Annotated in this window: 11 protein-coding genes; 4 read left to right on the top strand and 7 right to left on the bottom strand. The window is 66.7% G+C overall.

All coding sequences use genetic code 11. The features are described from left to right. Positions 1-62: 62 nt before the first annotated feature. From IPP91_09805 to IPP91_09780, 6 genes are all read right to left on the bottom strand, one after another. Positions 63-788, bottom strand: a complete 726-nt coding sequence (locus IPP91_09805; GenBank protein MBL0142364.1) for a fused MFS/spermidine synthase — start codon at positions 786-788, stop codon at positions 63-65. Positions 789-819: 31 nt separating this feature from the next. Beyond that, positions 820-1665: a cycloisomerase gene (locus tag IPP91_09800; GenBank protein MBL0142363.1), complete on the bottom strand. Its 846-nt coding sequence runs from the start codon at positions 1663-1665 to the stop codon at positions 820-822. Further along, positions 1665-2567 carry a VOC family protein gene (locus IPP91_09795; GenBank protein MBL0142362.1) on the bottom strand — a complete coding sequence of 301 codons (903 nt, stop codon included), beginning with the start codon at positions 2565-2567 and terminating at the stop codon, positions 1665-1667. The genes IPP91_09800 and IPP91_09795 overlap by 1 nt, the downstream gene beginning before the upstream one ends. A gap of 87 nt (positions 2568-2654) precedes the next feature. Then, entirely contained in the window at positions 2655-4349 is a 1695-nt protein-coding gene (locus IPP91_09790) for a thiamine pyrophosphate-binding protein (protein MBL0142361.1), read from the bottom strand. Positions 4350-4491: 142 nt separating this feature from the next. Then, positions 4492-4971, bottom strand: a complete 480-nt coding sequence (locus IPP91_09785) for a hypothetical protein (GenBank protein ID MBL0142360.1) — start codon at positions 4969-4971, stop codon at positions 4492-4494. A gap of 28 nt (positions 4972-4999) precedes the next feature. Then, on the bottom strand, positions 5000-5785 hold the full coding sequence (locus tag IPP91_09780) for a DUF2092 domain-containing protein (GenBank protein MBL0142359.1): 786 nt from the start codon (positions 5783-5785) through the stop codon (positions 5000-5002). Between the two features lie 204 nt (positions 5786-5989). Between IPP91_09780 and IPP91_09775 the strand changes: the two genes are divergently transcribed. Beyond that, on the top strand, positions 5990-7321 hold the full coding sequence (locus tag IPP91_09775) for a hypothetical protein (protein MBL0142358.1): 1332 nt from the start codon (positions 5990-5992) through the stop codon (positions 7319-7321). Between the two features lie 67 nt (positions 7322-7388). Here IPP91_09775 and IPP91_09770 read toward each other — a convergent pair whose 3' ends face one another. Next, entirely contained in the window at positions 7389-8441 is a 1053-nt protein-coding gene (locus tag IPP91_09770) for an AraC family transcriptional regulator (GenBank protein ID MBL0142357.1), read from the bottom strand. Positions 8442-8695: 254 nt separating this feature from the next. Between IPP91_09770 and IPP91_09765 the strand changes: the two genes are divergently transcribed. From IPP91_09765 to IPP91_09755, 3 genes are all read left to right on the top strand, one after another. Beyond that, positions 8696-9028: a hypothetical protein gene (locus IPP91_09765; protein ID MBL0142356.1), complete on the top strand. Its 333-nt coding sequence runs from the start codon at positions 8696-8698 to the stop codon at positions 9026-9028. A 99-nt stretch (positions 9029-9127) separates the two neighbouring features. Beyond that, positions 9128-9898, top strand: coding sequence for a neuromedin U (locus IPP91_09760; GenBank protein MBL0142355.1), 771 nt, complete (start codon positions 9128-9130; stop codon positions 9896-9898). A gap of 14 nt (positions 9899-9912) precedes the next feature. Next, positions 9913-12408: a sulfatase-like hydrolase/transferase gene (locus tag IPP91_09755; protein ID MBL0142354.1), complete on the top strand. Its 2496-nt coding sequence runs from the start codon at positions 9913-9915 to the stop codon at positions 12406-12408. Positions 12409-12434: the final 26 nt, after the last annotated feature.

Genomic DNA, 12434 nt, shown 5'->3' with positions numbered 1-12434 from the left:
CCGACGTGCCAGGTCAGCCGCGCGCCCCTTCGGCCACAAGTCGATTTGCGTCCGCGTTGCCCTCAAGGCTCATGCGTCATCCGCGCCACCGTCGGCGCCAGATCGAGGCCGGTTCTCGACTTGAGGCGCAGCGCGGCGGCATTCAGGTCGTCGTCACTCAGGCGGGGAATCGGTCCGCACGCGGCGATCGCCACCGTATTACCTGCATCGCAATGTGGCAGCACAAGGACGCGATCCTCGAATGCCTCCCGCAGCCGCTCGACATTTTTCGCCGGGCCATGGCGGCCGGTCAGGAGGTTGTACGAAGCCATCCCGCCGCTCGAGAGCCGCTGCCGCACGTTGAGGTGGAAGGGCACGGTGTCGAGCATGCCCGGTCGGCCCTCGGCATCGAAGCCGTCCACGAGGATCAGGTCGAACTTGCGCCGGCTGGCCGCCACGTAATCGCAGCCGTCGCCGATCTCGATTCGCAGGCGCTGCGATTCCCCGGGAAGCTTGAAGAACTGCCGCGCGGCCGCAACCACTTCCGGCAGGATCTCCACGACGGTGATCCTCGCCTCAGGCCAGTGGCGATCGAGGAACTTGGTGACGGACGCGCAGCCGAGGCCGATCTGGAGCACGCGCGCCGGCCACGCCGGGCGCGCGTTCAGCAACAGCGGGAACATCATGTCCCGCGTGTACGCGAGCTCGAGCGACCAGGGGCGCGCGATGCGCATCGCGCCCTGCACCAGGTGCGAGCCGAAGTGCAGCGTGCGCACGCCTTGCTTCTCGCTCACCTCGATGGATGTCATGGGCCTTTCCGGGTCGCCGCGCGATCCGCGCCTACGGCCTTTCCCCCAGCTTGAACACCGTCACCTTGTGCTGGCCGCCCGCCTCCAGTTCCTTCTTCGTCGCCCGGATGATCCCGTAGATGACGCCCGGTTGCGTGCGGTCCCAGGCGATGCCCTGGCCGCGGATATTCATCGGGATCACGTCCACCAGCTCGAGCACGCTTCCGGCCTTCGGCAGGCGCATGCGATAGAGCTCCGCCGGATCGTGGCCGGAGAGGTAGAGGAACCCGTCCGGACCCCACGTGCCGCCGGAATTGCTCATGTCCTCGAACTTGTCGAGGATCGACCTGGGCAGCGTCCACGATTCGAGGGGCTGGAATTCACGCGTGAACTTCACCATCACCGTGTTCGCCTTGTGGCCGTACGGCGTCTTGCCGGGCCCGAGCAGCCGGTCGTAGTTGGCGAAGACCATCCACCAGTGGCCGTCGTGCCAGTCCACCCAGGTGAGCGAGCCGTACCGGATGCCGAAGCTGTGGGTGCCGACGTGGTCGAGCGTGGCTGCATCGAAGATCTCGAGCGAGCTCGTCATGGGCCACTCGGGATAGTTGGAGTGCGCGCAGTAGAGCTTGCCGTCCATGAGCATCGCGCTGTCGAGGTGCTGGATCGGCCCCTTCTTGTCGCCTTGCCATTTCTTCACCAGCTTGCCGGTCTTCTTGTCGTACTTTCCGATTCTGTAATTGTCCACGGCGTAGAAGTGCGCCGCGTCGACGCCAACGCCCTGGTTCGCCTCGGGAACGGGGAACTCCCCGACCTGCTCGAGCATCGGCGCCGCGAGCGATGCCATCGCGCCGGACAGGACCAGTATCGTTGTTGCTGCGAATGCCGCCATGCGTCTCATCACCAATCTCCCTGACTTTCGCGCCGGACGATCCCGGCTGCGCCTTGCCGTGAAGTGACATCACCCACCGGAAACATTTCGATCGTTGCGTCGTGGGCGAGCGCGCGATCGAGCGTGCAAGCCTTGTGCCCGGCCGACGTGCGCAGGGACATCGCGCAAGGACCCTCGCCGCGCGAGGCAAGCCTTTCACGCAACGCCTGGGCGACCGGGTCCTTGTCCGCGGTGGCTGAACCGGAAGGCGTCATCAGCACCAGCGCCGTCTCGCCCAACGTGATGACAGCGGCGCGAATTCCCTTCTTCGGCAACAGCACCGGCGAATCGATCCTGATTCCGCCTTGCCCGCCGCTGCCCGGATCGATGCCGAGCAGGGCCCGGTAGCGCGGGAGGGACGCCTTCAGGTCCTCTACCGCCACGGCCACCTTCGCCACGCCCAGCGCTCCGTTCGCATGGCAACGCACCTCGCCCGTGGGCACGCGCAGCTCGCGCGGCGTGATGTCGCCGCACAGGAAGGGAAGATCGAATGTCGCCTGACGGCCGGTCTGCCATTTCACCTGCCGGCCATCGGGCCGAACGCGCCCACCGTCCAGGGGCCCGTCCAGAACGAGGCCGCGCGCCTTCGCCCCCGCGATCGCGCTTGCCGTGTCCTCGGGAACCAACGCGAAATCCATGAAGCCGTCGCCATGCGTTGCGTGCGTGTTGTACCAGCGTTCGGCGGGGCCCGGCGCTTCCCACGCAATGAGCTCCAGGTAGGCGCCGTCCTCGAACACCACGAGGGCGTTGTGGGACGTGCGTCCCGGATGCCGGCCGCCAATCTGCACCGTGAAGCCCAGCGCGCGGTAATCCTCCACGGCGCGGGCCAGGTCCGCAACAGCAATGACGATATGGTCGAGTCGCATGGTCAATGAACCCGGTTCACGAACCGGGTACATGTACCGGGTTCCTTTCCGCGGTCATGGTTCGAGGCTCCTGGTTCGGGGGAATGCGCGAAGTCAGCCCATCCACTGGCTCACGGGAACGGCGGTGTCCTGCAACTGCTGCGAGATCACGTCCACGAGCGCCGGGCCGTCGTGCGCGAGGGCCGCCTTGATGGCAGCGTCGATATCGACCGGGTTCTCGACACGCCATGCCTTGACCCCGAAAGCCTCCGCCACGCGCGCGTGGTCGGTGCGGTTGAAGTCCACGGAAAAATATCGCTCGCCGTATCCCGTCTTCTGGCTCGCCTTGATCCAGCCGAACACGGTGTTGGAGAAGACGATCATCTTGAGCGGCACGCTGCGGCGCACGATCGTTTCCAGCTCCCCGCAGGTGAAGTTGAAGCTGCCGTCGCCCATCGCGGCCACCACCATCGCATCGGGCCGGCCGAAGCAGGCGCCCACGCCGGCGGACATCGCGAAGCCCAGCGCCCCGTGCGCGCGGTTGGTGATGAAATGCCGGCCGGCTTGCGGCGCATTGAAGAACGCGGCGAAGTACGGGCAGGGCGTGCCGGGGTCGGCCACGACGATCGCGCCGGCGGGCAGTTGGCGATTGAGGGAATCGACCACGCGCTCCGGCTTGATCGGCGCGTCGGTGGAGGCGGCCAGGGCCGCGAAGTCGGCGAGCTTCTTCGCCCGCGCCCGGCCCGCGATGGCGCGGCCGTCCGCAGCGTCCCGAGGGCGCCGGTCGAGGCGCGCGCCCAGCACCTCGTTCAGGTCCGTGAGGGCGAGCAACGCATCGCCGACCAGCGCCGCGTCCGTGCGGTAATTGGTGCCGATGGTCATGGCATCCACGTCCATGTGGATGATGGGCACCTCGCGCGCGGGATGCTTCCAGTGCTCCGTCGTCGTGGAGCCGGCTCGGGCCCCGATGAAGAGCACGAGGTCGGCCTGCATCACCACCTCGCGCGTGGCGGCCACGCCGCCATTGGTGCCGACGACGCCGGCATTGAGCGGGTGCGCATCGGCCAGCGTTCCCTTGCCGCTCACGGTGGTGCAGACCGGGGCATTGAGCATCGTCGCAAGCGCCTCCAGTTCCGCGCAGGCGCCCGACAGGATCACCCCGCCGCCGCAGATGATCACGGGAGAGCGCGCCGCGATCAGCTTCTGCGCGGCCCGTTCCACCTCCGCGGGATCCGGGCGAGTTCGCTGGGCAGGAAACCTTGCGTGTCCCGCCTGTGCCCAGACGTCGGCGGAATCCACCTCGTGCTTCTGCACGTCGTAGGGCAGGCAGATGTGCGTGGCGCCCGGCTGGCCGGTGGTCATGGCGCGAAAGGCGCTTCGCACCGCGCCGGGAATCTGGTCCGCGCGGTCGATGGTGGTGTTCCACTTGGTGAGCGGGCGGTAGAGCGAGCGCTGGTCCAGCTCCGTCAGCGGGAACTTGCCGCGTGACCCCACCGAGACATCGGACGTGATGCCGAGCACCGGGATGGAGGACTCGTTGGCCTCGACGATTCCGGGCAGCAGATAAGTGGCGCCGCCGCCGCTCGGCCCTTCGCAGATGCCGGGCCTGCCCGTCACGCGGGCGTAAGCATCCGCCATGTAGCCGGCGCTACGCTCGTCGCGCGTGAGGATGTGATCGATGCCGTGGTCGAGCCTCGCCAGGGCGTCGTAGAACGGCAGGCTCGTGTCGCCGCACAGCCCGAAGATGTGCTTCACGCCGTTTAGCTGCAGCATGCGCACGAGGGCGTCGGCGCCGTTCATCTTGCTCATGGGGGTTCGCGGATTTCCGGTGCGCTTGAGGTTCTGCGCATTGTAGCGCCACCGGAAAGCAAGCCGCGCCTGCGCGCCGGGCACCGGCGCCCGCCACGGAGAAATTACGGGGACGTGCTCGCCAACACGCCCCCAAACCGCCTCAGGGCTGCGGAACGACCACGTAGACGAGATTGTTGCTCTGGAACGCGGGGCGGTAGAACACGCCGGCGCAGTGGTAGTACTCGACGCCGCCCTTGGGGGTCGTTACGCAACCCGCCGGCAGCATGGGTACCATCGAGCCGAGCGGAGGAGCGCCGGCGGGCATGGGTGAGGCAGGTGCGGCGGCCTTCGCGGCGGCTGCCGACTGCTGCGCTGCCGCCGCCGACTGCTGCGCCGATGCAGAAGCCGCGACAGCGGCGGTCGTCGCAACAGCGGCGCTCGTGGCCACCACCGCCGTGGTCTCCGCCGCAGCGAAGCGGAATGTCGTCCGCCGGGCCACGCCCGCGAAGGACATCGGGGTGAACGGCCGGCCGATGATGGCCGCGGCATCGCGGACGAATCCGAGCCCGAACGCAGTTTGCGGCGAGACGTCCGCCAGCAGCAGCACGGGAACGGAAAGGGCCAGCAAGAGGGGTTTCATGGTCATCTTCATCGCAGGCTCCTGGGATTCACTTGGCTTTGGGCGCACTGCCGGGCGGGGGGAGGAATTCCACCTTCTTCGCGCCCTTCGGAGGAACGAACGCGAACGTCTTGTCTGCCAGCGCCGGCGCCACGTTCCACTTCGACATCACGACCGAGAACTGGGGGAAGCCCGCGACGTCCGTCGTCGTGATGACGAATTTGCGCGGCAGCGGCTGCTTGCCTTCCTGGATCCAGATCTGGAAGTCGGTCCCGGCGCCCCGGAAGGCCAGGTGGTCGCAGCGCACGCCCTCGATCACGCTTTTTCCCACCACGAACCCCGAGTTCACGTTCTTCATGAGGAACGCGTACGCGTCGGCATACAGCAGGTCCTGGCCCGGCGACACGATATCGAGGGAGGTGCGCGCGAAGTCCATCGCCTCGTCCAGCGAGCCGGGAGCGGCGACGGTGGCGTAGAACCTGTCCTTCGGGTTGTACAGCGTGAGCGATTTTCCGTCGTAGTAGAAGACCTGGTCCACCAGGTCCGCCTTTCGCTCGGCCCGCAGCTTGTTCGGACGCTGCAGCGAGAGCGTGGCCACGCCGTTGAACTGGATCTTCTGGCCGCTCTTGAGCACCGCCTCGATGGAATTGCTGGCTTCGACGCTCAACTGCTTGAGCCCGCCGAGGTACGCCATCGAACCCTTGAGCAGCTTTTCCGCCTGCGGATCGATACCCGCGGGCTGGGCGGCCACCCCTTGGGGCAGGGCCGAGACGAAGAGCACGATGAGCGGCGCAATGAACCTCGCCGCCCGCGAGAGATGCGGTTTCACGGACATGTTTTTCTCCTTCGCGTGGACCCCGTGATTCTGCGACCTCCGCCGCGCCGCCACTCGACGATTGCCGACAGGGAATCGGCATTTCGCGACATCGCGTGTGGGCGCAGGCAAATGCGCTTGCGATAGCCCGGGCTGTGGTTGACGCGTCGCGCGGCGCGCAGGGATCATGGTCCGGCCGCCTCCGCCCTGCCTCCCCCAGAACCCATGCCGCAACGGATTTCCCGATTCGAAGTGCTGACCGGCCTGTCGCGCCGCGACCGGCTGCTGATCGCGATTCCGGCATTGGTTCTCCTCGCCGCCTCATTCTGGCTGGCCGCGCAGTTCCTTACCCCCATGCCTCCTCGCCGCATCGTGCTGGCGGCCGGTCCGGAGCAAAGCGCCCTGCATGCCCTCGGCCTGCGCTATCGGGAGATCCTGGCCAGGGATGGCGTCACCGTTGAGGTGCGCGCCACCCGCGGCGCAGGCGAGAACGCTGATCTCCTCCGGGATCCGGTGTCGGGAGTCGACGCGGCAATCGTGGTCGCCGGCACCATCTCAGGGTCCGCCACCAAGGGCATCATCAACCTGTCCAACCTCCTCTACGCGCCGGTGTGGTGCCTGTATCGCGGTCCGCGGGAAATCACCAGGCTGCCGGAGTTCAGGGGCAAGCGTATCGCGGTCGGCGCTCCCGGAAGCGGCATTGCGACGGCCATCGCACCGCTGCTGGCCGCCAACGGCATTTCCGCGGACAGCGCGACGCTGCTCCACGTTTCCACTCTGGAGGCGCTGCGAGCCTTGAAGGCGGAAGAAGTCGACGCCCTGTTCACGGGCGAAGGCCCGAGCCTGCCGGAATTTCGCGATGCACTCCTCGACTCCGGCATCCGGCTCATGGATTTCCAGCGGGCGGACGCCTACTCGCGCCGCTTCCCCCACATCACGCGCCTGGACCTGCCCGCGGGCACTCTCGACATGGTCCGGAACATCCCCGACCAAAACGTGGAGCTGATCGGCACGACGGCCATGATGGCGGCCCGGGAGGGCCTCCACCCGACGGTGATCGACCTCTTCGTCGACGCCGCCCGCGAGATCCACGGCGGCCAAGGGTACTTCGGCAAGCGGGGCGAGTTCCCGCACACGATCCAGGTCGACGACGTTCCGGTTTCGAAGCAGGCCGTGCTCTACGCGCGCAGCGGCCCGAGCTTCCTGCGCCGCTACCTGCCGCTGTGGCTGGCCGATTTCCTGCAGCGCGTCGTCACGCTCGGCATCCCCGTCGCCGTGGTCGTGTTTCCGCTGGTGCGTTGGCTGCCCGCGGCGAGCGCGGGGATGTCGAGGCAGCGCATCTACCGGTGGTACGCGGACTTGCGGCTCGTCGAGCGCCGTATCGAGGACCGCGAGTCGCCTCCCGTTCTCGAGGAGCTGCTTCGCGAACTCGACCGCATCGACGACGAGGCCGCGCGCGTCCGGGGGTCCATCCTGCAAGCGAAGGACAACTACGACCTTCGCGCGCACATCCAGGTCGTGCGCGACGCCGTGCTCGCCAGAACCCGCAGGGCTTGACCGGCGCTCGGGATGCACCGGTGATCGCCGGCGCGTGGAAGCGCCCCGCCGGCGGGGTGGCCGCGATTCAGGCGCGCTTGCGTCCCCGCGAGCCTGAGTGCGACCGCTGGCTGCGTGAAGCTCGCCACTGCGCCGGCCCCATCCCCGACCAGCGCCTGAACGCCCGCGTGAACGAGCTGGCGTCGGTGTAGCCGAGCATCATCGCGATCTGGTTCGCCGGGGTGCGGGTGTTCTCGAGCAGCTGGCTCGCCGCCTCGTAGCGGACTTCTTCCCTCAGCTGCAGGAAGCTCGTGCCCTCGGCACTCAGGCGGCGATTGAGGGTGCGCCCGTGCATGCCGACCCGCTTCGCCACGACAGCAAGCGAGCAACCGGGCGACGGGACCAGGGTTCGCAGTACGCGGCGCAGCTGGCCGACGAGATCCTCGCCCATCTGGCTTTCCAACTCGCTCACGCGCTCCCCCATCAGCCTGTGCAGCAGGGGGTCGGCGCTGGGGATGGGCCGATCCAGCCACCGGACGGGAAAGACAAGGGCCGTTTGCTCGGCGTTGAAGCGGGGCAAGGCCCGAAAGACATGCCGATACGACGCTTCGTCATGTGGCCGCTGGTGCGCGAAGTGCGCTTGCGTCGGATGCCAGTTCTGTCCGCACAACCCGCGCATGACGTTCAGCAAGATCGCGAGCGCCAGGTCGAGGATCTGGTCGCAGTTCTCCACCCCGCTCTTGAGAATCGCATAGCCGAGTACCGCGTAGGCCCCCTCCTCGGAAAAGGTCGCGATCGCGCCACGGTCCTGCACTCGCAGGTGCTCCACCAGGCCTTTGAGCGCCGTGCGCACGTCGGGAGCGCTTTGCATCAGGAACCCGAACGCGCCCAGCGCCGACAGGCCCGCACGCTGGCCGACGAGCAGTCCGAAATGCGCGCAGCCCGTCCGCTCCACGCAGCGGCCGAGTATCCTGCCCCCCGTCGAAAAGGAGATGAAATTCTCGGGTTCGTCGAAATGTCCCGGGTCGAGGTCGAATTCGGAGAGCAAGCCGACGGGATCGACGCCGAACTCGTGCAGCAGGGCCGGGATGGCCATCAGCGGCCCGACGCGAGCCGTGCCTTCGGCAACGGACCGTTGCACGGTCCGCTTCGTTCCGGAACGACGTCGGACGGGGTTAACGCGGCTCATTTGCCTGCCCTGAACATCTGTGTCGTGAATTGTCAAGGCGTTGTCATGAACCGTCAAGCGCCCGGGGGCGCGTAAATGGACAATTCGCGTCGGGACGCGTCTGGACGCGTTTGCCGCGGCGCCTCGAGCCTCGGGACGGCGATCGAACGCGCCGCCAATCCAGTCATACGTCGCCGATCCGGATACATCCACACGGGAGATTCACCATGAAGGAACTGACGGGCAAGGCACTTTGTTTCGCTGTCATGGCGCTGATGTTCGGCTGTGCGGCCCAGCCGCCGCTCACCGAGGTCAAGCAGTCGCAAGCGATGCAAACGGCACTCACGCGGGCGCGCTTCGACATGAACTGCCCCGCGGCCACGGGCACCGTGCTTTCGTCCCAGGATATCGAGCCGCTCGTGAGCAACCCGCGCTTTCGCGGGCCGGAACGTGCGCAGTTCACGATCGGCGTCGAGGGCTGTGGCAAGCGCCAGACGCTGGTGGTCCTGTGCTCGGAAGACAACGCCGGGTGCTTCGCGGCGGACGGCAACCGCCGCTAGTCCGCAATCGAAGTCCCGGCCAGCCGCGCCGGGACCGTTTCCACGGCAACGAAGGGGAAGACCTTGCCGAAACCGATCCTGGCCGTAGCGCCTCTTGCCCTGGGCGCGCTGTTCGCCGTTCACGCACACGCGGAGTTGTCGAAGGAGGAACTGGCGAAGCTCGCGCAGAACCCGATCGGCAACCTGGTGAGCGTGCCATTCCAGAACAACACCAACTTCGCCTACGGGCCACAGGACGGCACGCAGAACGTGCTCAACATCCAGCCCGTGATCCCGGTCTCGGTGGACAAGGACTGGAACATCATCACCCGCACGATCATTCCCGCGGTCTGGCTGCCCTCGCTCTACCCGGGCGACAGCAGCACCAGCGGCATCGGCGACGTCCAGTTCTCGGCTTTCCTGTCGCCTGCCGCACCGGGCAAGGTGATCTGGGGCGCGGGCGCGATCGCGCAACTGCCCACGCACAGCAACGACGAGCTGGGCAACAAGAACTGGGGGCTCGGCCCCTCGGTCGTGGTGTTGCGGCTCGAGAAGGGCGACCCGTGGGTCTACGGGGTGCTCGTGAACAACGTCTGGTCGCTCGGCAGCAGCAGTTCCCCGTCGTACAATAACGGCCTCATCCAGCCCTTCCTGAACTACAACCTGCCGGGCGGGACGTACCTCACGACTTCCCCCGTCGTCACGGTCAACTGGAAGGCCGACAACGGCGAGAAATGGACCGTCCCGCTCGGCGGCGGCATCGGCCACATCTTCCACTTCGGCAGGCTGCCCGTGAACATGCAGATAGGCGCCTACTACAACGTCGTGAAGCCGGATAGCGCCGCCAACTGGCAGTTGCGTGCGCAGGTCCAGTTCATGTTTCCGAAATGACTAAGGAGCTCACCATGAAGAGGCACACCATCGCCGTGCTGGTCGCCGCGATCGCGGCATTGGGTACGACGGCATCCCGCGCGCAGACGGTTACCGGCGTGGCGGGCGCGCCCAGCGCCACGACGACCATCAGCGGCAAGCAGCTTCCCGCGCCCGACCCGAAGTTCGGCGGCGTGATCAAGGAAGGTGCATTGCAATCCAAGCCGTGGTGGGCGCCGCGCATCACGCCGCCCAAGGACGCCCCCAACGTGCTGCTGATCATCACGGACGACGCCGGCTTCGGCGTGCCCAGCACCTTCGGTGGCGTGATCCCGACGCCGGCGATGGACCGCATCGCGAACGAAGGCCTGCGCTACAACCGCATGTTCTCGACGGCGCTGTGCTCGCCCACGCGTGCCGCGCTGATCACCGGCCGCAACCACCACTCGGCCGGCTTCGGCGTCGTGTCCGAGCAGTCGACCGGCTACCCCGGCTACAACAGCATCATCGCCAAGGACAAGGCCACCATCGGCCGCATCCTCAGGGACAACGGCTACGCCACCTCGTGGTTCGGCAAGAATCACAACACGCCGACTTTCACCGCCAGCCAGGCCGGGCCATTCGACCTCTGGCCGACCGGCATGGGATTCGAGTATTTCTACGGCTTCAACGGCGGCGACGCCAACCAGTGGCAGCCGAACCTGTTCCGCAACACGACGCAGATCTATCCGTTCGAGGGCAAGCCGGGCTGGAATCTCGTCACCGGCATGGCGGATGACGCCATCGACTACATGACGCGCATGCACCAGATCCAGCCGGGCAAGCCGCTCTTCATCAAGTACGCGCCGGGCGCCACGCACGCGCCGCACCACCCGACCAGGGAGTGGGTGGACAAGATCGCCAAGATGAAGCTGTTCGACGACGGCTACGAGAAGGTGCGCGAGCGCATCTTCGAGAACCAGAAGCGGCTCGGCGTGATCCCCAAGGACACGAAGCTCGCGCCATGGCCTTCGCAAATGCTGAAGCCGTGGGCTCAGTTGAGCGCCGACGAGAAGAAGCTCTTCATCCGCCAGGTCGAGATCTTCGCCGCCTACGCCGCCTACAACGACCACGAGATCGGGCGCGTGATCCAGAGCTTCCAGGACCTGGGCCGGCTCGACAACACGCTCGTCATCTACATCAACGGCGACAACGGCACCAGCGCCGAGGGTGGGCCGCTGGGCACGCCGAACGAGGTGGCGTTTTTCAACGGCGTGAACCAGCTGCCCGCCGAGGTGCAGATGAAGTTCTACGACGTGTGGGGCACCGAGCAGACCTACAACCACATGTCGGCCGGCTGGGCCTGGGCCTTCGACACGCCGTTCTCGTGGTTCAAGCAGAACGCCTCGCAACTGGGCGGCGTCAACCAGAACATGGTGGTGTCGTGGCCGGCGCGCATCAAGGACAAGGGCGGCCTGCGCGAGCAATTCGTGCACGTGATCGACGTCGTGCCGACGATCCTCGAGGCGGCCGGCATCCGCGCGCCCGAGATGGTGGATGGCATCAGGCAGGCGCCGATCGAAGGCACGAGCTTCGCCTACACCTTCGACGCGACCAACGCCAAGGTCGCAACGCGCCACAAGACCCAGTATTTCGAGATGTTCGGCCAGTGGGCGCTGTACCAGGACGGCTGGTTCCTCAGCACCAAGGTCAACCGTGCACCTTGGGAGGTTTCGGGCCCGGCGAATGCCGACCCGCTGAACAACCAGGTGCTCGAACTCTTTGACCTGAACACCGACTTCAGCCAGACCAACGACCTCGCGGCGAAGGACCCGCAGAGGGTCAAGGCGATGAAGCAGAAATTCATCGCCGAGGCGAAACAGCACCATGTGTTCCCGATGGACGCATCGGTGGCCGCGCGCATCGTGGCACCGCGGCCCAACATCACCGCCGGGCGCAGCGAGTTCGTCTATACGCGGCCGATGGTCGGCCTGCCGCAGGGTGATTCTCCGCTGCTGCTGAACACCTCCTATACCGTCACGGCGGAAATCGAGGTGCCGCAGGGCGGCGCCGAGGGCATGATCCTCACCTCGGGTGGCCGGTTCGCCGGCTACGGCTTCTACCTGCTCAAGGGCAAGCCGGTGTGGCTGTGGAACATGGTCGACCTGGAGCGAATCAAGTGGGAAGGCCCGGACGCGCTCACGGCCGGCAAGCACACCGTCGAGTTCGACTTCAAGTACGACGGCCTGGGCGCGGGCACGCTGACCTACAACAACTTCAGTGGCGTCGGCCGCCCCGGAACGGGCACGCTCAAGGTCGACGGCAAGGTCGTCGCCACCAGGACCATGCCCAAGACCCTGCCGATGATCCTGCAGTGGGACGAGAGCTTCGACATCGGCTCCGACACGCTCACCGGCGTGAACGACGCCGACTACAAGCCGCCGTTCACCCTGACTGCCAGGCTCGACAAGCTGACGGTCAAGCTCGACCGGCCGCAGTTGTCGCCCGCCGACATCAAGAAGATGGAAGCGGCGATGAAGACCAAGGATTGACCCTGGCTCGAAAGCAATCGGCATGA

This window comes from Betaproteobacteria bacterium (assembly GCA_016720855.1).
Lineage (GTDB): Bacteria > Pseudomonadota > Gammaproteobacteria > Burkholderiales > Usitatibacteraceae > FEB-7.
Note: the sequence above shows the minus strand (reverse complement) of the source record. Positions and strands in the feature narration are given on the sequence as shown.